This is a genomic window from Tardiphaga sp. 42S5 (assembly GCF_034044155.1).
GTDB classification, from domain to species: domain Bacteria; phylum Pseudomonadota; class Alphaproteobacteria; order Rhizobiales; family Xanthobacteraceae; genus Tardiphaga; species Tardiphaga robiniae.
In genome coordinates this window covers 2,429,202-2,449,320 of the sequence record NZ_CP139027.1, presented here as the reverse complement: position 1 = coordinate 2,449,320, position 20,119 = coordinate 2,429,202, and the positions used below count along the sequence as shown (strand labels likewise).

Genomic DNA, 20,119 nt, shown 5'->3' with positions numbered 1-20,119 from the left:
GTCTTGGGGCGCTTGAGTAACCGCTTACTGATAGTCCATCGAGAGCATGTTCGGTGGCATCTTGGTGAAGCCAATGACTTCCGGACCGGCGACCTTGAAGACAATATCGAAGGTTTGGTCGAGTGCAGCATTCATGTCGGGCGTGAACTTCTTGACCAGATCGCGACGGACCTGATCGCGGAACGCGATGATGCCCTCAGGGGACAACTTCATCTCCGCACCGCGCTCTTCCCAGACCTGATCGTTGGTCATAAGGATATCGTGGACCTCCTGGTAGGCGGCAACGAAGGCTTTGACGTTATCCGGGTGCTCCTTGACGTAGTCGGCGCGCATGCCGAAGAACAGATATGGCACGGTCGGGATTCCAAGATCTTCGGTGATCTGCCGGATCGTGATCAGCGTTTTATACTTCTTCGACGCCAGCATGTCGGCCGCCAGAGAATTCCACATCTGGGTGGCATCGAGCTGCCCCTGGTCGCTCGCGCCGCGCAGCAGCGGTGCAGCAGCTTCCTGGATGGTAACCTCCTTGGCGAGATCGATGTTGTACTTCCGCTTCGCCGCCGCCTGCATGATCATCCAGTCGTAGGATGTCTTGCTGTGCACACCGAGTTTCTTGCCCTTGAGGTCCGCCAGGGTCTTGATGGTCGAATCGGCCGGCTCCAACACCGTATTGATGTATGTCATGAACGGCGCCACGCCAACCACGGGAATGCCGCCGTCGATGATACGCGCGGTGGCGAGCCACTCATAGACGATCATCTCCGCGCTCTTGCTCTGCATCGCGGCCGTCGCGGTGTTGGCATTGGTGTAATTGATGGTTTCGAACTTGAAGCCATACTTCTCGTCGAGCTTGAACTTCTTGATCACAAACGGCGGAAACGACATCGTGCCCGCCGGATTCAGCATCATGCGGATGGTGCCGCCGTCGCCCTTTGGCGCGGCATCGGCTACCGAGCCAATGACCGAGGTCGCGAAAAGAGCGAGCAACGGAAATGCCGCCGCGCGCAGAAGACGTTTGGTGCCAGACATCAATTTTCCCTTTCGTACAAAACGGTGATTAAGCGAGGACAGGATCGGTTCGGCCGGAGTGACTGCGGAGTGCATTGACGACGGTCTTGCTCTTTTCGAAAAGGCCGAGGTCCTCATAGGACCGCGGGCGCTGTACGCCGGCCATGCTGATTTCCTCCCGGATCGTTCCTCCGGGATCGCTGCCCATGACCATAATGCGATCGGCAAGAAACGATGCTTCGGTGGCATTGTGACTGACGAACAGGATGGTCGTGCGAAATGCCGACCAGATATTGAGCAGGCTCTGGCGCAGATGCCGCGCGGTCATCTCGTCCAGCGCGCTGAATGGTTCATCCATCAGCAGAATGTCGGGCTCGATCACAAAGGCACGAGCGATCGAAGCGCGCTGCTGCATGCCACCGGACAATTGCTGCGGATAGAACTCGGAGAACTTCGAAAGCTCGACCAATTCCAGCACGTTGTCGACGCGGTCACGCCACTCACTGGCCGGGAACTTCGAGGCCTTCAGCGCGAATTCGACATTGCCGCGCACCGTCTTCCAGGGCAGCAGGCGGGATTCCTGAAAAACGTAGGCGACCCTAAATCCTGCCGCGATCTGCTCCTCGATCGTCTTCCCTTGAATGGTGAACTGGCCATCATAGTCGTTGTCGAGACCGGCCACGATGTTCAGCAGCGTGGATTTTCCGCAACCGGACGGCCCAAGAATGCCGACGATCTCACCGACCTCGATCGAAAGATCGACGCCGTTCAACGCCGTCCAGCTTCGGGCACCGCGCTGGCCACCGAACTCCTTGCGGACATTACTCAAAACAATCTGCGACACGTAATCTCCTCGCGAGGACGAAAGCAACTTCTGTGGCTATTGCGCACGCCAGCGGAAGATGCGTTTCTCGATGGTTCCAAGGATGACAACTTCGATGAACAACATCACCATGAGGAAGCTGAGCGCATGCGCGAGCACCTCCTTCATGTTGAACATCTGGTAGAAGAATTCGATCTTGTAGCCGATGCCGTCGCCACGCCCGAGCAACTCAGCGAACAGGATCATCTTCCAGACCAGTCCGAGGCCGAAGCGCGCCGACGCGAGCAGAATCGGCGCGACCTGCGGCGCGACGACCTCGAATATCTGCTGCCGGGTGCTGGCGCGGAACGCCTTCGCCATTCCGAGCAATCGCGAGTCGATGCCCTTCACGCCATCGCGAATATTGATGGTAAGGATCGGAATGATCGGGATTGCCGCGCCGAAGATCGCGGCCTTGTCGTTCAATCCGATCACCATGTAGCAAGTCAGCATGATGACCAGCGCCGGGATGGTGATGAAGCAGACGATCCACACCCGGAAGAAAACGCTAGCGCGGTGCGAAAGCCCCATGGTGAAGCCAAGCGCGACCGAGATCGTCATGGAGATAGTGAACGCAATCAGGATGCGGCCAAGCGTGATGCCGATATCGAGCCAGATTCCGCCGGAACGCATCGCCTCAAAGAGTACCACGGCAACGACGTGCGGCGCAGGCAACACTTTCTCCGACATCGTCCACGAGCCAAGATACCAGGCGCCGATGATCGACAGCACGGACAGTACGCTGGTGATCGCATCCGCCGTGCGCGATTGACCGGCGCTGAAACCGGCCATCCGCAAACGGCTTGCGAGCGGACGAGACGGCATCGGCTTGATCGCGGATGACGGATCAGGCGACGCGCCAGGCATACTGGGAGCAGAAATCCGCATGCAAATTCCTTGGTGACCGGATTTTGCAACGCAAGGAGTGTGCCAATTTGCATACACGGTATTTTCGTTGATCTACGCGTGGAAACGCCCTAGTTTTGACGAAACACGACTTTTCCCAATCATTCCGCGGGCGGATTCTGGGATTTATGTATGCAAAATAGATCAAAGAGAATGCATCGATGGCGAAAAAGAATGCGGCGGCCGTTTCGGAGAGCGTGAGCCTCAAGCCGGAGACCGGCGAGACACTGACCGAGGTTCTGCACCGCGAGCTCGAGCAAGCCATTCTCAATGGCGAGCTTAAGCCAGGCGATCGACTCGACGAGCAAGAAATCGCGCAGCGCTTCGGCGTGTCGCGGACCCCGGTCCGCGAAGCGTTTCGACTGCTCGGCGCCAACGATTTAGTCGACCTGCGAAGCCGTCAGGGCGTCGTGGTGCGCAAAATCGGCATCAACACGTTGCTTGAGATGTTCCAGGTGATGGCCGAACTCGAAGGGCTCTGCGCCCGCCTCGCCTCACGCCGGATGCTGCCGGAACAGGAAATCGAAATGCGGGCAGCTCATGAACGGCTGAAGACATCGGCCGATGGCACTGACGTCGATGAGTTCAACGCGTTGAACATTGCATTTCACCGCATCATCCATGATGGCGCCCGCAACGTCTATCTCGCACAGGAAACAAGGCAACTGCGCAACCGTGTCGCGCCATTCCTGAGGCGCGTCACTTACAAACCGCACCGTTTTCAGACCACGATCACGGAGCATCAGGCAATCATCGACGCTATTTGCGCGCATGACGCAGAGAAAGCGCATTCGGCAATGCGCGTTCATGTCAATTTGCTGGGAGATGATCTTACGGACTTCATTGCCGCCTATGAGTGATGGATTGAGATGTCAGCCAACTTTGGCTGCGATGGCCATCGCTGTTCGCAGTTTCTGTGCGTATCGCGTATCGGCCAATAGCCGAGCTTGTCTAGAACGCCACCATAAACGTTGCTTGCGTAGCTGAGCTATTGTCCGCTTTGTGCGGTGAGTTCAACCGATCGCTGCAACACATTCGGCAAACCTCTCAGCCGGCGTCTGATAAAGCAATGTTTTCCGTGGTCGCTCATTGAGCTGCCTTGCAATGGCGCTGAGCTTGGCCTGGCTGTGCAAGGACAGATCCGTACCACGCGGCAGATATTGGCGCAGTAATCTGTTGGTGTTCTCGTTTGATCCGCGTTGCCACGGAGAGCGGGGGTCACAAAAATAGATGGCGACGTCGGTGGCCAATGCCAGTCGCTGATGGTCGGCGAGCTCCTTGCCTCTGTCCCAAGTCAGGGACCTGTAAAGTTCGCTGGGCAACCGCCGCGATTGCTTGATCAGCGCCGAGACAACGCTTTCGGTGTCCTTGTTCGCGACCTTGATCAGCATCACATAACGCGAATGCCGTTCAACGAGCGTTGCGATATAGCTATTCCTCGATCCGCCGATCAGATCGCCTTCCCAATGGCCAGGGACCGCACGATCATCGACGGAAGGCGGTCGTTCACTGATGGATACGGCGTTCTTGATCTGGCCGAGTCCGTTCCGTTCCATGCTCGCATGCCTGGAGCGACGAACCGTACGCTTTGCTCTCAGGTGCTCAAGAAGCTCCTTTTTCAGGACGCCGCGCGCCTGGATGAACAGGCTGCGATAGATCGTCTCGTGTGACACCTGCTTTTCGGGCTCCGCCGTGTGCGTGCGCTTCAGCCAGCCGGCAATCTGTTCCGGTGACCATTGTCTCTGCAATAAGGTCGATACTGTCCGCCTTAAGAACGGACGACAAGCCAGCTTGCAGAGCTTGGGTCGTCGCGATCTATCCCAGGCGGCCTGATCGGACCGGGCTGCCCGATAGCGATCCGCCCCACCATTGCGTTGGACTTCACGGCTGATGGTTGAAGCAGATCGTCCCAAATGACGCGCGATCGACCGCAATGAACGACGCATGCTGAGCCAACGAGAAATCTCCTCCCGTTCAGACAGACTAAGCGCTCGCTTGGCACGGCACCGATCAGGCGGTCGGATACCGCCAGTCGGCGATATGATCGAGAATACCAATGAGGAATCGCGGTCAAACCGGTGTCCGATCGAACTCATCGGTTCGCCTGCTTGCCTACGATCCCAGATCTCGGATCGTTGCGCCGCCGAATAGTTAATGCGTTGTCGCCGCTTCATGTCCGCACTCCATCTTTGCTAAAAGATTAGAGTGTTGCACCGACCAATTGAGCCCACCGCCAGAAGCGGTCATGTGGAAATCCAAAGACAGCGGAATTTCGGGAAGTCTTGCATAAAAGGTGACACCAATTGAGAATGGATGGCTCATCCAGAGCTTCGGCTCGGCCAGCGGCGAGAACGTACCGTACGTCTACCGATATGGCGGCATTTCTATCCAATCGTCGAAAGCAACGTCCGTGCCTTCTGTCAACAAAGCAAAGAAATCAACCAGCAAACGCCCGGCACGGACCAATGGCAGCATAACAGACGCAACCTATTTGAAGCTGCACAACCTGATCGAGTCGCGACAGCTGCAGCCCGGCGAGGTGATCGAAGAGCGCCGGCTTGCACTGCGGCTGAAAGTCTCGCGGACTCCGCTGCGGGCTGGCATCAGCCGGTTGCTGGGCGAAGGCAGGCTCGAGCAATTGTCCAACGGCACTGTGGTGGTTCGCACAATCGAGATGGCGGAATTGCTCGAATTGGTCCATCTCCGCATGGTGTTGGAGAGCGAAGCGACGTTCATTGCGGCGACCCGCATCGCGCTGGATATCCTTGCACCGATCAGGACCGCGTTGGAGAAGATCATTGCTGCGTCGACAGTGTCCGGGACGGTTCACTGGACCCTCGACGATGAAATTCATGACCAGATCGCACGGCATTGCGGAAATCGCTCGCTTGAGAAGCTGATTGGAGAAATCCGGCAGAAGATCCGTATGTGCAATGTGGAGCGTCAGCCTGGCCGGCTGCTGCCCGCCACCCGCGAGCATCTGGCGATTATCGATGCCATCATCGATCGTGATGCCGCCGCAGCCCGTCAGGCGATGATCCTGCATCTCACTAATGTGCGGCAGGGATTGCTCGAACGGTTCGGGATCTTCCTGCCCGAGCCTCACGGTTAGGTTGAGATCAGGCAGAATCCCTGCGGGTGCATGTCCGAAAATTCTGCAGCTGCCCGCAATTTTGTCGGACTCCGTCCAAATTTGACGCAGCTTCTGGGGCTTCGCAGCTTGACTGAAATCAGCATGGGCGGTTCACTGGTATACCAGTGGAATATCAAGCCGCTCCGCAACGCCGACCAACCAGATGTCCCGCCTGAATGACGCCAAACCACATTGCTTCCCACACCGTCGCGGCCGAATCGCTGTCCCCGGCCGCCTTTGCCGCCTTCGGCGATGTAGCCGAGCGACCGATCGACGTGCGCCGGCGCTATCTTCCGACATCGGACGATCGCACCGAGGACGCCGCCACCTTTTCCTTCTGGATCAGCAGCGCCGCCAGGCTCGGCAGTCTGCCCCTGCCAATCACGACGCTGGAGCGTCATCCGTTCTCCGCCCAGACCTTCATCCCGCTCGGCAGCAGCCAATACCTGGCGATCGTATGCGATGCCGCCCCGGATGGCCTGCCTGATGTGGCCACCCTGCGGTGCTTCATCGCCGGAGCACATCAAAGCATCACCTTCGCCCGCAATGTCTGGCATCATCCCATGACCGTTCTCGGCGCGGCCATGGAATTCGCTGTCGCCATGGGCATGACCGGCCGGCAGGACGACGACGTGTTCGTCGATATCGCAGGCAACGTTCGCGCCGTGATGCCGCAGAGCGCATAGGGATCGCAACGATGCCGCATGATGATCACCTCACCCGCGACTTCGTCGGCTACGGCCGCACCCCGCCGCATCCGCAATGGCCGGGCGCAGCGAGAATCGCACTCAACTTCTGCATCAACTACGAAGAAGGCTCCGAGCCGTCGTTCGCCGATGGCGACGGCGTCACCGAAGCGGCCCTGACCGAAGGCGGCGGCGGCGGCTTCGAGGGCCGCGACCTCGCCGCCGAGTCGATGTTCGAATATGGCAGCCGCATAGGCTTCTGGCGCGTGCTGCGCCTTCTGTCCGAGCGCGGCATGACCGCCACCGTCATGGGCTGCGCGCTGGCGCTGGAACGCAACGACGAAGCCTGCGCCGCCATTCGCGAATATGGCTACGACGTTTGCGCCCATGGCTGGCGCTGGGAGCGACATCCGTTGCTGTCCGAGGCCGACGAACGCGAGCGCATTCGCAAGACCGTCGAGAGCCTCAAGCGCACCACCGGCGAGCGTCCGCTCGGCTGGTATTGCCGCTATGGGCCGAGCGTGAACACGCGGCGCCTCGTGGTCGAGGAAGGCGGTTTCCTCTACGACTCTGACGCCTATAACGACGAATTGCCGTATTGGACACGTGTGCTCGGCAAGCCGCATCTCGTGGTGCCTTACGGTCTTGCCAACAACGACGCCAAGTTCAGCCGCGGCGCGATGGCAACGGCGGATGATTTCTTCGTCTATCTGCGCGACGCCTTCGACTTGCTCTACGCGGAAGGCGCCACCGCGCCGAAGATGATGTCGGTCGGACTGCACACCCGCCTGATCGGCCATCCCGGCCGCGCCGCCGGCCTGCAGCGCTTCCTCGACCACGTCGCCAAGCACGACAACACCTGGATCTGCCGGCGCGGCGACATCGCCCGTCACTGGCAGGCCACTCATCCCCCCACGCCCTGATCTCCACCACATCCGCACCCGAAAGGACGTCCCCATGAGACTGAAACCCACGGATTGGCTGTTCGCGCTGATGCTGTCGACTGCGGCATTCGCCGGCGGCGCCAGCGCGCAGGAAGCCGATCATCCGTCCGACAAACCGATGGTGGTCGCGTCCGACTTCGGCGTCGCGCCGTGGATGGTGCGCGGCCCCAACGGCCCCGAGGGTTTCGGTGCGGATCTGATCAACGAGATCGGCAAAGATCTCGGCCGCCCGAAGGTCGAGATCGTCGACATCAATTTCTCCGGCCTATTTGCGGCGCTGTTCGCCAAGCGCGCCGAATTCCTCGTCAACCCGCTCAACCTCACTGCCGAACGCTCCGAGCGCATGCTCTATACCGAGCCGCTATTCTCCACCGGCAACGGCTTCATCGTCCGCGCCGCCGACGAGATGAAGGGCTTCGAGGATCTCAAGGGCAAGGCCGTCGCCGTCAACCGCGGCACCATCTCGGATACCTGGGCCACCGCCAATGCGGAGAAATACGGCTTCGAAGTGCAGCGCTACGATGTATTCCCCGACACGGTGCAGGCCGTGCTGACTCGCCGCGCCTTCACAGCGCTCAATGAGATCCCGACAACCGTCTATGCCGCCAGCCAGAACAAGGCGATCAAGGTCGGTTTCAAGGACTTCAACGGCCGCAACTTCGCCTATGCATTCCGCCTGGAAGACACCGAGTATCGCAACAAGGTCGAGGCGGTCATCGAATGCATGAAGTTGGACGGCCGTCTGCGCAAGCTGCACGAGAAATGGTATGGCGCAACGCCCGATGCCGGCTCGGCCATCGACACTGTGTATTTCGGCTATGGTCCTCCCGGCTTCAAGGGTTTCGAGCCCACCTCGCACGTTCCGGCGTGCAAGTAGCACGCTTGCTCTGACAAGATAGCTGCGAACACCGGACCGGCCCGAGCCGGTCCGACCGCGGTTGGCGGACACCCGATGGACCGGATCGTCGAATACTACTTCAATGCAGAAGTCATCGCGGGCGCCTTCCCCCAGGTGCTCGCGGGCTTTCGCACGACGGTCATCGTATCGCTTTTGATTATTGCCTGCGGCACGCTGTTCGGCCTGTCGCTGGCACTGCTGCGCTGCGCCAACCTGCGCCCCGTCAATTTCATCATCACCGCTTATGTCGACGTGCTGCGCACGCTGCCGCAGCTCGTCGTCATCGTCTTCATCTATTTTGGCCTGCCTTATCTGGGCCCGACGCTGTCCCCCTTCGCAACCACTGTGCTGGCGCTCGGCATGGTGCTGTCGGCCTTTTCCACCGAGATCTTCTGGTCCGCGATCATGGCACTGCCGCGCGGACAATGGGATGCCGCGAGCGCGCTCGGCTTCAGCCGGCTACGGACGCTGATCACGATCATCCTGCCGCAGGCCGTTCGCCTCGCGATCCCGCTTCTGACCAACCGCGCCATCTCCATCAGCAAGGGTACTGCGCTCGGCACCGCCGTATCGCTCCCGGAAACGCTAGGACAGGCGCAGAGCGTGATGGCGCTGGTCGCCAATCCCTCGCCGCTGACGCTGGCCGCGGCGTTCTACCTCACCTTCTTCCTGCCGCTGGTGATCGCCAGCCGGTGGATCGAATATCGCTACAGCACGGGGCGTTGAGCGGATCGCATGCAAGATTTCCTGGACAATTTCGCCAACTGGGAGTCGCTGTTGCGGGTCTATCCGCTGCTGCTGCAGGGGCTGATCTATACTGTCTCACTGGCGGTGGTGGCGCTGCCGCTCGGCATTCTCGCCGGCCTCGCCATCGCCGTGCTGTACAGCTTCAAGAACCGCTGGGTAAATATCGCGCTACTGATCTATATCGACCTGTTCAGGTCGTTTCCCGTGGTGGTGCTGCTGATCCTGATCTTCTACGGCATGCCGTTTCTGGGCCTGACGCTCGGCGGCTTCACCGCGGCGGTGCTGGCCATCGTGCTCAACAATTCCGGCTATTATGGCGAGATCTTCCGCGCCGGCATCCTGTCCGTGCCCCACGGCCAGACCGAGGCTGCCCGAGCGCTCGGTTTCAAGCCGCTGCATGTGGTGTTCTCCATCGTGTTGCCGCAGGCGATCCGCAACGTGCTGGCGCCGCTCGCCAGCAATTCGCTGGAACTCGTCAAGGCGACACCAATTGCCGCCTTGGTCGCGCTGCCTGAACTGCTGCGCTCAGCCCGCGTCGCCCAGGAGCAAACCTACAACCCGACGCCGCTGATGGCGGCCGCGGTGATCTTCTTCGTCATTCTGTATCCGTTCGCGCGCTGGGTGGCGCGGCTGGAACGGCAAGCACTGAAAGCCCGCTGACATGGCCACACTGATCACCGGCGGCAGCGGTTTCATCGGGCTCGCGCTCGCCGAACGCCTGATCGCCGACGGCGAGACCGTTATCTTGTTCGACCTCTCAGCCCCCGGCCACGACATGCTGATGCGCGCCGAGCTTGCCGGCGCTACGCTGGTCACCGGCGATGTCACAAGCGTCGACGACGTCGACCGCGCGTTGAACACGGCCGGCATCGACCGCGTGATCCACACCGCCGCGATGACGCCGAATGCCCAGCGCGAGCATGACGCTGCGCGCCAGATCGTCGACGTCAATATCGGTGGCACCGTCAATCTGCTCGAACGCGTAACATTGCGACCCGCCATCAAGCGCGTCACCGTGCTCAGTTCGGTCGCAGTGTACGGCTTCTCGCAACCGGCCGCGTCGGGCGTGTTCGAGGAGGATTTGTCGCCGCCGGCGCCAGCCGCGCTCTACGGCATCACAAAGCTTGCATCGGAACAGGCGGCGCTGCGGATCGCCGACCTTCACAAGCTCGATGTGCGCGTGATTCGGCTCGGGCCGGTCTTTGGCCCATGGGAATTGCAGACCGGTGTCCGCGATGCGCTGAGTCCGCATTATCAGGTGCTCCGTATGGCCTTCGACGGCCGTGAAGCGATTCTCCCGCGCAGCATGGCCGGCGATTGGATCTATTCTCGCGACGCTGCCCGCGGCGTCGCGAGGGTGAGCGCCTCCGACACGCTGAAGCACCGCACCTATCACGTCAGCGGCGGTGTGTTGTCCGATCTGCCACGATGGTGCGAGATCATCGCGACGCACATGCCCGGCTTCCGCTGGCGGATGGCGGAGATCGAGGCGGAGGGCAACGTGATCTACGGCCTGCCGAAGGACCGTGCGCCGCTGAACATTGCGCGACTGGCCGCGGATGCCGGCTTCGCGCCTCAGTATCATCTGGAAGATGCGGCGCGCGACTATCTCGGCTGGTTGCCGCAGGCAGGAGAACCCGCTTGAGCAAACGTCTGGCTGGAAAGTCGGTTCTGATCACCGGCGCCTCCTCGGGCATCGGCCGCGCCATCGCCCGCCGGTTTGCTGCCGAGGGCGCGAAGCTCATGCTCGCGGAGCTCACCATGGACGTGCGCGAAGGCGGCACTCCGACATTGGAGCTGCTGCGTGCAGACGGTTATGAGGTCGATTTCATCCAGATCGACGTCGCCTCGGAGGACGACACCGTCCGCGCCGTCCAACAGACCGTTGCGCGCTACGGCCGCCTCGACGTGCTCGTCAACGACGCCGCCATCGGCACCGGCAAACGTCTGACCGACACCAGCCTCGCCGAATGGGACAGGACGCTGGCGGTCAACCTCACCGGCGTATTCCTGATGTCCCGCGCCGCCGTCAACCAGATGCTGACGCAGGATATCCGCAACGAGGCCCGCGGCCGCCTCGTCAACATCTCCTCGCAACACGGCATGATCGCCTGCCCGGAAGACATCGCCTATGGCACCTCCAAATCCGGGGTCGTCTACATGACGCGGCAGATCGCGGCGGATTACGCGAAGGATCACATCATCTGCAACGCAGTCGCGCCCGGCAAGATCGTCACCGGCAAACCGGGCCGCGCCGCGGAACCGCGCTGGATGGACTACTCCACCAGCCGCACGCCGATGCCGCGGCTGGGCCGTCCCGACGACGTCGCCAATGCAGCGCTGTTTCTGGCCTCCGACGAGGCAACTTTCATGACGGGCGAAAACATCCTCGTCGATGGCGGCTGGATGGCGTCATGAGCAACGTTTCGGAGAGCACCATGATGCAAGCGCCTGCGGAGACGTCCGCACCGATCATTCAGATGTCCGGTGTCACCAAATGGTATGGCGACGTCCAAGTGCTCAAGGGCATCGACTTCACGGTGGCGCGCGGCGAACGTGTCGTGATCTGCGGGCCTTCGGGGTCCGGCAAGTCGACCATGATCCGTTGCATTAACCGGCTGGAAGAACATCGCGACGGCCGCATCGTGGTGAATGGCGTCGAGCTCGATCACTCGACGCGCAATGTCGACGTGGTTCGCCGCGATGTCGGCATGGTGTTCCAGCAGTTCAACCTGTTTCCGCATCTGACCGTGCTGCAGAACCTCACCATCGCGCCACGCAAGATCCGCGGCGCAACAAGGCAGGAGGCCGACGAGGTCGCGCGCTATTTTCTTGAGCGCGTACGGATCTCTGAACAGGCCGATAAATATCCGAGCCAGCTCTCCGGCGGCCAGCAGCAGCGCGTCGCCATCGCGCGTGCGCTGTGCATGAAGCCGCAGATCATGCTATTCGACGAGCCTACCTCGGCGCTTGATCCGGAAATGATCCAGGAGGTGCTCGACGTCATGGTCGGCCTCGCCCGCGAAGGCATGACCATGGTCTGCGTCACCCACGAGATGGGCTTCGCGCGCACGGTCGCCGACCGCGTGGTGTTCATGGACGCTGGCCGGATCATCGAGGAAGGCGCGCCGGCCGGCTTTTTTTCGGATCCGAAACAGGATCGAACCCGTGCATTCCTCAAACAAATTATGCATCGATGACCGAAGCGTCTGCTTTGCGCCATGTGCCCCCGGATCGCATTGGACAACTGAATGCGTTAGCGCATCAGCATCAAGCGGGTCCGGTGCAGCACCATCACCGCCTGCTGCTCGCAGGACTTGATCGAGGTGATCGAGGTCGACGATACCCAAATCCGCATCAAAGGAAGCAAGGACGTGCTCGAAAGAGCGGTCTTGGCCAGCCGAAATGGGTCCAATCCGGGTTCGCAGATGAGTACTGAATGGCGCTCCGTAAGGGAATCGAACCCTTATTTTAGCCTTGAGAGGGCCATGTCCTAACCGTTAGACGAACGGAGCGTGCGCGGGAGGGGATAGCCGGGAATGGCGGTGGCTGCAAGATGCTGTCGCCCCCTCGCCCACTAATATGGTTATGGTTCGCAGGCGAACCCTTGGGGTTCGCAAGCGGACCTCAGGGCTCGCTGGCGAATTTCAGCGTTCCGGCGGGTTTCAGGCTCTTGGCGTCAAACGTGCGGATTTCGGTGCTGCCGCCGACGTCCAGCGTCAGCACGATCCGGTCGCCGGCTACCCCCGTGGAGAGGATTTTGGCGCCTTTCGGCAGGGTCGCAGTCGTCGTGGACGTGACAGTGCTTCCATCCGCGCGGAAAAGGCGGTAGCCGATCACGACGAGCAGCGCGCCGACGCCCAAGGCGGTGGTCAGGCCCGCGATCAGCATCATGCGGCGGACGCGCGCGATCATGGCGGCCTGTTCAAGGGTCGGTTCGGGCGCGCTATCTGCGGCGGGCTGGGTCATGCAAGCACTCGTCTCTTAATTCACGGCTCTCGAAGCAACACGCTTCTGTCAGGTAAGGCTTTACGGAATGAACGATCAACGGCTGGATGTCACGGTGCAGGGCGACGAAGGCTCGACCCGGCTCGATCGCGTGCTCGCCGTGCGCAGCCCGGCTTTGTCGCGGTCGCGGCTGAAGGCGCTGATCCTCGCCGGCCAGGTGACGATCACCCGGTCTTCGCAGGACCCCACCCCCGTGCGCGACCCCGCTTATCATGTCGCTGCCGGCGATACGATCACAATCGACGTCCCGCCGGCCATCGCGCCGGAGCCCGAAGGCGAGGATATCGCCCTCGATATCGTGTTCGAGGACGAGGACATCATCGTCATCAACAAACCCAAGGGCCTGGTCGTGCATCCCGCCGCCGGCCATGAAACCGGCACTCTGGTGAATGCGCTGATCGCCCATTGCGGCGCGTCTTTGTCGGGGATCGGCGGCGTCAAGCGGCCCGGCATCGTGCACCGGCTGGACAAGGACACCACCGGATTGATGGTGGTCGCCAAGAACGACGCCGCCCATGCGTCGCTGACGGCGCAATTCGCCGATCACGGCCGCACCAACGAGATGCGGCGCGGCTATATGGCCTTTGCCTGGGGCATTCCGAACCGGCCACGCGGCACCGTCGAAGCGCCGATCGACCGGCATCCCCATGCCCGCGAGAAAATGGCCGTCCGCGAAGGCGGCCGCGATGCCGTCACCCACTGGGAAGTGCTGCAGGAATTCCCGGATCGCCACGGCAAACCGATCGCGTCCCTGTTGGCTTGTCAGCTCGAGACTGGCCGGACGCACCAGATCCGTGTGCATCTGGCGCATATCCAGCATCCGCTGATGGGGGATTCGGTCTATGGCTCGCATTTCAAGACCAAGGCGTCGTCGCTGGGCGTGAAGAGCCGCGCGGCGCTGGAAGCGCTCGACCGGCAGGCGCTTCACGCCTATTTGCTGGCTCTGGAGCACCCTCGCACGGGCGAGATTCTGGAGTGGACCAGCGAGCTTCCTCACGATTTGGCGGTTCTGAGAGCCCATATGGCCGTGCCAGAATGACGCAGATGCATATAAAAAAGTAAGCCTTTCCAAACGCTTATATTTGCCCCACGGGAACGTGACAGGGAATTCACTTTCAATACGCTTGTAGTAGGGTGTATGTTGCACCTGCGTCAAATGAGACGCGGAACATCGCAGCCAGGGCGGCTTTAACAAAGCGCTCGCTGCCTGGCCCGCCGCTATCGGGGGTCTGAACCACTGGAGGGCATCATAATGGCCCGTACAGCTACCCTTCCGGTTCTCAATGGAGAATCCGGCCTCTCGCATTACCTCGCCGAGATCCGCAAGTTTCCGATGCTGGAACCTCAGCAGGAATATATGTTTGCCAAGCGTTGGCGCGAGCACGACGATCGCGACGCGGCACATCACCTTGTGACCAGCCATCTGCGACTCGTCGCCAAGATCGCCATGGGCTATCGCGGCTACGGTCTGCCGATCTCCGAAGTTGTCTCGGAAGGCAACGTCGGTCTGATGCAGGCTGTGAAACGCTTCGAGCCGGAGAAAGGCTTCCGCCTGGCCACCTACGCCATGTGGTGGATCAAGGCCTCGATTCAAGAGTACATCCTGCGTTCGTGGTCGCTCGTGAAGATGGGCACCACCGCGAACCAGAAGAAGCTGTTCTTCAACCTGCGCAAGGCGAAGAGCAAGATTTCCGCCCTGGACGAAGGCGATCTTCGCCCCGACCAGGTCAAGCTGATCGCCACGCGTCTCGGCGTGACGGAACAGGACGTGATCGACATGAACCGCCGCCTCGGTGGCGACGCGTCGCTCAACGCACCGATCCGTGACGACGGCGAAGCCGGCGAATGGCAGGACTGGTTGGTCGATAACTCGCCCAATCAGGAAACCATCATGGCGGAACACGAGGAGTTCGATCATCGCCGTCAGGCGCTGAACGGCGCCATCGGTGTCCTCAACCCGCGCGAACGGCGCATCTTCGAGGCTCGTCGCCTCGCCGATGAACCGATGACGCTGGAAGATCTGGCCTCGGAGTTCGGCGTCTCGCGCGAGCGTGTCCGACAGATCGAAGTCCGCGCCTTTGAAAAGGTGCAGACCGCGGTCAAGGGTACCATCGCCAAGGCGGAAGCTGCCGCTCTGGAAGCTGCGCACTAACAGGCGCAGCGGATACAACGAATACGAAAGCCGGCGGAAACGCCGGCTTTTTTGTTGGGTCCATGGAAGCTAGAGCATGATCCCGAAAAGTGGATGCCGGTTTTCGCCGACAAACGAGATCGTTTGTCGAGAGATCATGCTCCGATAAAGAACATTGTTCCGACACCGCGTGGCGCACTCTCCTCTTCCCGCAAGCCAGGTGAGGGAAATCGCTTCGATTGGCAAAGCGGATCGATTATCTGATCGGCTTCGCCAGCGCTTCTGTCCGGTCGCGCTCGGTCATGTCGATCACCGTTTCGACGGGTGCCGTCAGTTCATAGACGTAGGACACGTCGGTGAAGTAGCGCTTCGCCGTACCACCCAGCGCTTCCGGCGCCACGCGATCGAGCAGCACAAGACCGAAATCGCTGTCCGGCCGCCGCGTTGCTTCGCTGGTGTTGAACTCTTCCCAGCGGAAGTTGAACAGCCCATCCGGCTCACTGCCCGTGATCTCCCAATGCGCAACGATATGCGGATGTTTACCCACCAGCGACAGGCCCTCATCGGAATGCGAGGCCAGTTCAAAGAACAGCAGCGACAGGCTCTGCGCGGCGCGCGCGCTGACAATGATATCCGGACCTTCCAGTGCGATACGATCGGCATGCGGGATCGCTCGCGCCTCGAACAGACCCTTGAGCTGCACGCCCTGCCACTGGCTCTCGCTCAGCAGCGACACGACATTCGACATCGCGTGAATACGGCCGATCAGGAGATCGCGCGCGCTGTCCACGTCGGAGCCATGACGCAGCGTGCGCGTCACGATCGACTGGATCACCGCCAAAATGTTCTTCACGCGATGATTGAGCTCGTCGATGACGGCGGTCAGTCGACGTTCGAAGCCGATGCGTATCTCCACCTCGCGCCGCAGCCGCAGATTGGCGTAGGAGACATAGCCAAACAGCCCGCAAACAATGGCCGTCAGCGCGAGGCCGAACCCACCGACGATGATCGCGGTGCGCTGCGCGCGCAGCTCGGTATTGATCTTCGGGTAATAGCCCAGCGACCAGTCACGCCCGCCGAACGAAACCGTGCGCAGGACTGCCAGCGCAGGACCATTCGCCACCAGCGGGCGCGCCGTTACCCTGCCATCGTCGTCGGCGACGATTTCGCCGTCAGCGACGCGCGGATCTTTCAGCGCCACCGAGAACAATGACATCTCGTCATTGGCCAGCATCAGGGGCCCGAGCTCATAGGAGAACGACACGAAGCCGGCCGGCGCGGGATCGCCTTCGGGCACAACTGGCGTCACCAGTACCAATCCCAGCGGTCCATCGGGCTGCTGCAGCGGCGTGGGGCTGGAGGCGACCGGCTTGCCCTCGTTCACGGCGCGCACCAGCGTTGGCCCTGTGACGGGAGAGAAATTCAGGGCGCGACCGGCAAAGCCTTCGGTGACGGAATTGCGCGGCTCCACATCCATCAGCACGTCGAGCGGCTGCCCGAGCGCCCTGGCATCGAGGCGATCGTCGTTGTAGCTGCGGATCGTGGGATTGCGGTAGCCGGCACTGGCCAGCTCCGCGCTGGCGGCCGCCAATTCGTTCGGCTGCAGGCGAGCGATCCAGGCGGCAATCGCGAAATCGGTCTTGAAGGCGTAGATCGAGGCCCGCAGCGGCTGCAGCATATTGGCCTTCATGACCGTCGGCGCACGAAACAGCCCGGCTGCGACGCGCGCCAGCAATTCGCGCTCGGTCAAACGCTCCTGCACCAGGCTGGCATGGATATCCACGGCCCGGCCCAGCGCGATATTCTCGATCGCCAGCTCCTGGTCATGCACGCGATAGGCCGCAAGGCCGGAGAGCAGAGCTCCGACCAGTGCCAGTAATGCGATGATGAAACCAAGCCGGACCACACGGATACTCGGGAAATTAGGAGACGTTGCTGCCGGGTCAGCGGCTCAGGAGTATGCCAATCATGCCGGAACAATTTGGTTCCAGCTCGATGGAAATTATTTCCGGACCGGACAAATCTTGAAAAACAGGCTTAACGCAATATCACACGACACATTGGCCGACGGGCGTCGACCAGCCCGTCGTTATAGCCAACCCAATATGAACGCCTCAAGTCGAAGCCCGCTCGTGAGACTACGGCAGAGGCCTTATTCACAAGTCTCAGGCGACTGCCTTGGCCTTGAGGCCGCCCTTGCTCTCAATGAATGAGATAATCCGGTCGAGACCTTCCTGCGTCTTCATATTGGTCATCACGAAGGGCCTGACCCCGCGCATCCGTTTGGCGTCGACGTCCATCTTCTCGAGCGAAGCTCCGACATAGGGCGCAAGGTCGATCTTGTTGATCACCAGCAGGTCGGAGCGCGTGATGCCCGGCCCACCCTTGGAGGGAATCTTGTCGCCGGCTGCGACGTCGATGACGTAGATGGTGATATCGGCCAGTTCCGGCGAGAAGGTCGCCGCGAGATTGTCGCCGCCGGATTCGATCAGCACCATATCGAGATCGGGAAACTTGACGCGCATATCGGCAACGGCGGCGAGGTTCATCGAGGCGTCCTCGCGGATCGCCGTATGCGGACAGCCGCCGGTTTCGACGCCAGCAATGCGATCCGCTGTCAGCGAGCCCGAGCGCACCAGATATTCGGCGTCCCACTTCGTGTAGATGTCATTGGTGATCGCCGCGATGTCGTAGCGCTCGCGCATGGTCTTGCACAGCAGGTCCATCAGCGCGGTCTTGCCGGAGCCGACGGGACCGCCAATGCCGACGCGGAGCGGACCGTGAAAACTGGACATGTCAGGGGTGCTTTCGGTTGAGGATGAAGCGACGGCCCTCATCCTGAGGAGCGGCGGCTTCGCCGCGTCTCGAAGGATGCGCCAAGCAACTCATGGTTCGAGACGCGCGCCAAGCGGCGCGCTCCTCCAGCCTGAACGCGATTGCGTTCAGGCGACCATGAGGGGTCTGGTGTGTGATTTGAGCTGGAGCCATCATGACCTGAACAACCGCGTATACTGCGTCTCGTGACGCATGCTGGCGATATCAGAACGGAATGTCGCGCCGCCGAGATCGTCGAGGGATGCGGCCATGGCGCGATGGCCTGTGGTCACGACGACGGGCTCCAGCGCTGCAAGTACGCGCTGGCTGTCGGTCTGACCGAGCGGCACCAACCGCGCGCCAGCGGAAATCCAGTTCGAGACCACCGCGTGAAAAAAACCATGCATGGTTGCCGACAGCGGAACGCCATGGGTGGCGCTCACAAGTCCGACGGCAACGGGATAGACGATCGGGCTGTCGCATATCGCGATCAGCCGCTCCATACCCTCATGCGACCAGGCATTGCGCGCGATCTCGATGAAGGCCTTGCCTTGCGTGGTGGTCTCCAGCTGACGCTCCCTTGATGGCACGAAGGCGCTGGCGAGTTCGGCAACCTCGCGCAATGCCTCGTCGTCGCCGTCAGATGCCGCGCGGTGTACATGAGCGAGAAACACGCCATCGCAAAAACCTGCGCCATCGGACAGCATCGCCGACAGCCAGTCCTGCAGGCTTGCAGCATCAGTGATGTCGCCCGCTTCCACCGTCCATTCGATGCCGCTGGAATAGGAAAACGCGCCGACAGGAAAAGCCGGCGACAGCCAGGTCATCAGCCGGTACAGCGCAGCGCCTTCGTCGGCAGACAAGGCGGGAGAGTTGTTCAGCGAACTGTTGTCCGCCGGTCTATTTGTGGTCATGAGCATGAGAGTGACGATGGTGGTCGTGCTTGCTGTCGTGATCATGGTGATGATCGTGATTATCGTGATCGTGACCGCAATGCTCGTCATGGACATGCTGGTCATGGCCATGGCCGGCATGACCGGGCGCGTCATGGCTGTGGCCATGGTGGTCGTGCCCATGATCGTCGTGACTGTGTCCATGGTCGTGATGAGCATGATCGTGATGACCGTGATGCCCATGTCCGGCCGGCTCATGCGCAGCGGCATAGGCGCCGCCTTCGGGATCGAACGGTGCCTCGATCTCGATCACCTTGGCGCCGAGGCCCTTCACCATTTCCTCGATCACATGGTCGCTGCGGATGCGCAGCCCCTTGGCCATGATCTGCGTCGGCAGATGGCGGTTGCCGAGATGCCAGGCGAGCCGCACCAGATGGCCGGGATCGGTACCACGGATCTCGATCAGCGGCTCCGGCGCTGCGACCACCTCGATCAAGCGGCCGTCTTCCAGCACCAGCGCATCGCCGCCGCGCAAGGCGATGGCGTTTTCGAGATCGAGCAGGAATTCCAGTCCGCGCGTCCCCGTCATCGCCATGCGGCGACGATGACGATCGTCGAAGTCGAGAACGACGGTGTCTGCCGCCGCCTCTGTCCAGTTGTATTGGCCTTTGACCTCAGTCGCGCGGATCATGAACTCTCTCGTTTGGTTTAACGCACCACGACGTCAGCCGGGGTGATGATTTCGATCTTCGGAGGCGCGCTGAAGCATTTCACCGCGACGCGGCCGAAGGTCTTCATATGCTCCTGCGTTCGGTGCGGCACCAGCGCCTCGGCATTCTCCCACTGCTCGACGAACACCATGCGGGTCGGATCGGTGACGCTCTCGTGCAGATCATAGGCGATATTACCCGCTTCCTTGCGGGTCTCGGCGATACAAGCCTTGGCAGCTTCGATCAGTTCGGCGCGGGCTTCGGGTTTCACGGACAAAGTGGCAACGACGTAGATCAAGGGGAGTCCTCCCGGTTTGTTGTTATGGCTAAGAATGCCGGGAAGGACATTAGGGGGGAATGCGAGGGGGAGGAAGGGGGC

Annotated in this window: 22 protein-coding genes and 1 tRNA gene; 12 read left to right on the top strand and 11 right to left on the bottom strand. The window is 61.2% G+C overall.

Annotated features, from left to right (window positions below; all coding sequences use genetic code 11):
• Positions 1 to 24: 24 nt before the first annotated feature.
• The 3 genes from SFY93_RS11480 to SFY93_RS11470 are packed head-to-tail and all read right to left on the bottom strand — an operon-like array spanning position 25 to position 2,758.
• Positions 25 to 1,029, bottom strand: a complete 1,005-nt coding sequence (locus SFY93_RS11480) for an ABC transporter substrate-binding protein (protein WP_320447167.1) — start codon at positions 1,027 to 1,029, stop codon at positions 25 to 27.
• Positions 1,030 to 1,057: 28 nt separating this feature from the next.
• Positions 1,058 to 1,852, bottom strand: coding sequence for an ABC transporter ATP-binding protein (locus tag SFY93_RS11475; protein ID WP_320447166.1), 795 nt, complete (start codon positions 1,850 to 1,852; stop codon positions 1,058 to 1,060).
• 36 nt (positions 1,853 to 1,888) lie between these two features.
• Positions 1,889 to 2,758 carry an ABC transporter permease gene (locus SFY93_RS11470; protein ID WP_320447165.1) on the bottom strand — a complete coding sequence of 290 codons (870 nt, stop codon included), beginning with the start codon at positions 2,756 to 2,758 and terminating at the stop codon, positions 1,889 to 1,891.
• Between the two features lie 179 nt (positions 2,759 to 2,937).
• On the opposite strand from SFY93_RS11470, the gene SFY93_RS11465 reads away from it, so the two are divergent.
• Positions 2,938 to 3,636 carry a GntR family transcriptional regulator gene (locus SFY93_RS11465; RefSeq protein ID WP_320447164.1) on the top strand — a complete coding sequence of 233 codons (699 nt, stop codon included), beginning with the start codon at positions 2,938 to 2,940 and terminating at the stop codon, positions 3,634 to 3,636.
• Positions 3,637 to 3,789: 153 nt separating this feature from the next.
• On the opposite strand, the gene SFY93_RS11460 is transcribed toward SFY93_RS11465, so the two are convergent.
• Positions 3,790 to 4,950 carry an IS30 family transposase gene (locus SFY93_RS11460; protein WP_320445365.1) on the bottom strand — a complete coding sequence of 387 codons (1,161 nt, stop codon included), beginning with the start codon at positions 4,948 to 4,950 and terminating at the stop codon, positions 3,790 to 3,792.
• 317 nt (positions 4,951 to 5,267) lie between these two features.
• Here SFY93_RS11460 and SFY93_RS11455 point away from each other — a divergent pair, with 317 nt between their 5' ends.
• The 9 genes from SFY93_RS11455 (at position 5,268) to SFY93_RS11415 (ending at position 12,384) form a co-directional block, all read left to right on the top strand.
• Positions 5,268 to 5,888 carry a GntR family transcriptional regulator gene (locus SFY93_RS11455; protein WP_320447163.1) on the top strand — a complete coding sequence of 207 codons (621 nt, stop codon included), beginning with the start codon at positions 5,268 to 5,270 and terminating at the stop codon, positions 5,886 to 5,888.
• Positions 5,889 to 6,085: 197 nt separating this feature from the next.
• The gene (locus SFY93_RS11450) at positions 6,086 to 6,595 is read left to right on the top strand and encodes an ureidoglycolate lyase (protein WP_320447162.1); all 510 of its coding nucleotides are present in this window, start codon (positions 6,086 to 6,088) and stop codon (positions 6,593 to 6,595) included.
• An 11-nt stretch (positions 6,596 to 6,606) separates the two neighbouring features.
• Positions 6,607 to 7,518, top strand: coding sequence for an allantoinase PuuE (locus SFY93_RS11445; protein ID WP_320447161.1), 912 nt, complete (start codon positions 6,607 to 6,609; stop codon positions 7,516 to 7,518).
• Positions 7,519 to 7,552: 34 nt separating this feature from the next.
• Positions 7,553 to 8,416 carry a substrate-binding periplasmic protein gene (locus tag SFY93_RS11440; RefSeq protein ID WP_089266341.1) on the top strand — a complete coding sequence of 288 codons (864 nt, stop codon included), beginning with the start codon at positions 7,553 to 7,555 and terminating at the stop codon, positions 8,414 to 8,416.
• Positions 8,417 to 8,491: 75 nt separating this feature from the next.
• Complete coding sequence (locus tag SFY93_RS11435) at positions 8,492 to 9,163, top strand: amino acid ABC transporter permease (protein ID WP_320447160.1); 672 nt, start codon at positions 8,492 to 8,494, stop codon at positions 9,161 to 9,163.
• A gap of 9 nt (positions 9,164 to 9,172) precedes the next feature.
• Positions 9,173 to 9,844 (top strand): amino acid ABC transporter permease, encoded by a 672-nt coding sequence (locus tag SFY93_RS11430; protein ID WP_320447159.1) that lies wholly within the window; start codon positions 9,173 to 9,175, stop codon positions 9,842 to 9,844.
• 1 nt (position 9,845) lies between these two features.
• Complete coding sequence (locus tag SFY93_RS11425) at positions 9,846 to 10,829, top strand: NAD-dependent epimerase/dehydratase family protein (RefSeq protein ID WP_320447158.1); 984 nt, start codon at positions 9,846 to 9,848, stop codon at positions 10,827 to 10,829.
• Positions 10,826 to 11,602, top strand: a complete 777-nt coding sequence (locus tag SFY93_RS11420; protein ID WP_320447157.1) for an SDR family NAD(P)-dependent oxidoreductase — start codon at positions 10,826 to 10,828, stop codon at positions 11,600 to 11,602. The genes SFY93_RS11425 and SFY93_RS11420 overlap by 4 nt, the downstream gene beginning before the upstream one ends.
• Positions 11,599 to 12,384, top strand: a complete 786-nt coding sequence (locus SFY93_RS11415) for an amino acid ABC transporter ATP-binding protein (protein WP_320447156.1) — start codon at positions 11,599 to 11,601, stop codon at positions 12,382 to 12,384. The genes SFY93_RS11420 and SFY93_RS11415 overlap by 4 nt, the downstream gene beginning before the upstream one ends.
• A gap of 240 nt (positions 12,385 to 12,624) precedes the next feature.
• On the opposite strand, the gene SFY93_RS11410 is transcribed toward SFY93_RS11415, so the two are convergent.
• Positions 12,625 to 12,699 (bottom strand) — tRNA-Glu (locus SFY93_RS11410).
• A gap of 112 nt (positions 12,700 to 12,811) precedes the next feature.
• Positions 12,812 to 13,153 (bottom strand): hypothetical protein, encoded by a 342-nt coding sequence (locus SFY93_RS11405; RefSeq protein ID WP_320447155.1) that lies wholly within the window; start codon positions 13,151 to 13,153, stop codon positions 12,812 to 12,814.
• 67 nt (positions 13,154 to 13,220) lie between these two features.
• On the opposite strand from SFY93_RS11405, the gene SFY93_RS11400 reads away from it, so the two are divergent.
• The gene (locus SFY93_RS11400; protein ID WP_320447154.1) at positions 13,221 to 14,231 is read left to right on the top strand and encodes an RluA family pseudouridine synthase; all 1,011 of its coding nucleotides are present in this window, start codon (positions 13,221 to 13,223) and stop codon (positions 14,229 to 14,231) included.
• Positions 14,232 to 14,444: 213 nt separating this feature from the next.
• Positions 14,445 to 15,344: an RNA polymerase sigma factor RpoH gene (gene rpoH / locus SFY93_RS11395; RefSeq protein WP_089261507.1), complete on the top strand. Its 900-nt coding sequence runs from the start codon at positions 14,445 to 14,447 to the stop codon at positions 15,342 to 15,344.
• Between the two features lie 235 nt (positions 15,345 to 15,579).
• Here the strand turns inward: rpoH and SFY93_RS11390 are convergent, their stop codons facing one another.
• From SFY93_RS11390 to SFY93_RS11370, 5 genes are all read right to left on the bottom strand, one after another.
• The gene (locus SFY93_RS11390; protein ID WP_320447153.1) at positions 15,580 to 17,229 is read right to left on the bottom strand and encodes a CHASE domain-containing protein; all 1,650 of its coding nucleotides are present in this window, start codon (positions 17,227 to 17,229) and stop codon (positions 15,580 to 15,582) included.
• Between the two features lie 259 nt (positions 17,230 to 17,488).
• Positions 17,489 to 18,118 (bottom strand): urease accessory protein UreG, encoded by a 630-nt coding sequence (ureG, locus tag SFY93_RS11385; RefSeq protein WP_068733948.1) that lies wholly within the window; start codon positions 18,116 to 18,118, stop codon positions 17,489 to 17,491.
• Between the two features lie 192 nt (positions 18,119 to 18,310).
• Entirely contained in the window at positions 18,311 to 19,057 is a 747-nt protein-coding gene (locus tag SFY93_RS11380; RefSeq protein ID WP_414717142.1) for an urease accessory protein UreF, read from the bottom strand.
• On the bottom strand, positions 19,038 to 19,721 hold the full coding sequence (locus tag SFY93_RS11375; RefSeq protein ID WP_320447152.1) for an urease accessory protein UreE: 684 nt from the start codon (positions 19,719 to 19,721) through the stop codon (positions 19,038 to 19,040). Before SFY93_RS11375 ends, SFY93_RS11380 begins: the two co-directional genes overlap by 20 nt.
• 17 nt (positions 19,722 to 19,738) lie before the next feature.
• Positions 19,739 to 20,038, bottom strand: coding sequence for a putative quinol monooxygenase (locus SFY93_RS11370; protein WP_068733944.1), 300 nt, complete (start codon positions 20,036 to 20,038; stop codon positions 19,739 to 19,741).
• Positions 20,039 to 20,119 lie beyond the last annotated feature (81 nt).

What these genes read in the sequence shown, in the direction of transcription:
- SFY93_RS11470 (WP_320447165.1), bottom strand. Translation starts at nt 2,758, where the DNA reads ATGCGGATTTCTGCTCCCAGTATGCCTGGCGCGTCGCCTGATCCGTCA.
- rpoH (WP_089261507.1), top strand. Translation starts at nt 14,445, where the DNA reads ATGGCCCGTACAGCTACCCTTCCGGTTCTCAATGGAGAATCCGGCCTC.
- SFY93_RS11415 (WP_320447156.1), top strand. Translation starts at nt 11,599, where the DNA reads ATGAGCAACGTTTCGGAGAGCACCATGATGCAAGCGCCTGCGGAGACG.
- SFY93_RS11480 (WP_320447167.1), bottom strand. Translation starts at nt 1,029, where the DNA reads ATGTCTGGCACCAAACGTCTTCTGCGCGCGGCGGCATTTCCGTTGCTC.
- SFY93_RS11440 (WP_089266341.1), top strand. Translation starts at nt 7,553, where the DNA reads ATGAGACTGAAACCCACGGATTGGCTGTTCGCGCTGATGCTGTCGACT.
- SFY93_RS11380 (WP_414717142.1), bottom strand. Translation starts at nt 19,057, where the DNA reads ATGCTCATGACCACAAATAGACCGGCGGACAACAGTTCGCTGAACAAC.
- SFY93_RS11450 (WP_320447162.1), top strand. Translation starts at nt 6,086, where the DNA reads ATGACGCCAAACCACATTGCTTCCCACACCGTCGCGGCCGAATCGCTG.
- ureG (WP_068733948.1), bottom strand. Translation starts at nt 18,118, where the DNA reads ATGTCCAGTTTTCACGGTCCGCTCCGCGTCGGCATTGGCGGTCCCGTC.
- SFY93_RS11435 (WP_320447160.1), top strand. Translation starts at nt 8,492, where the DNA reads ATGGACCGGATCGTCGAATACTACTTCAATGCAGAAGTCATCGCGGGC.
- SFY93_RS11430 (WP_320447159.1), top strand. Translation starts at nt 9,173, where the DNA reads ATGCAAGATTTCCTGGACAATTTCGCCAACTGGGAGTCGCTGTTGCGG.
- SFY93_RS11445 (WP_320447161.1), top strand. Translation starts at nt 6,607, where the DNA reads ATGCCGCATGATGATCACCTCACCCGCGACTTCGTCGGCTACGGCCGC.
- SFY93_RS11375 (WP_320447152.1), bottom strand. Translation starts at nt 19,721, where the DNA reads ATGATCCGCGCGACTGAGGTCAAAGGCCAATACAACTGGACAGAGGCG.
- SFY93_RS11405 (WP_320447155.1), bottom strand. Translation starts at nt 13,153, where the DNA reads ATGACCCAGCCCGCCGCAGATAGCGCGCCCGAACCGACCCTTGAACAG.
- SFY93_RS11425 (WP_320447158.1), top strand. Translation starts at nt 9,846, where the DNA reads ATGGCCACACTGATCACCGGCGGCAGCGGTTTCATCGGGCTCGCGCTC.
- SFY93_RS11465 (WP_320447164.1), top strand. Translation starts at nt 2,938, where the DNA reads ATGGCGAAAAAGAATGCGGCGGCCGTTTCGGAGAGCGTGAGCCTCAAG.
- SFY93_RS11460 (WP_320445365.1), bottom strand. Translation starts at nt 4,950, where the DNA reads ATGAAGCGGCGACAACGCATTAACTATTCGGCGGCGCAACGATCCGAG.
- SFY93_RS11400 (WP_320447154.1), top strand. Translation starts at nt 13,221, where the DNA reads ATGAACGATCAACGGCTGGATGTCACGGTGCAGGGCGACGAAGGCTCG.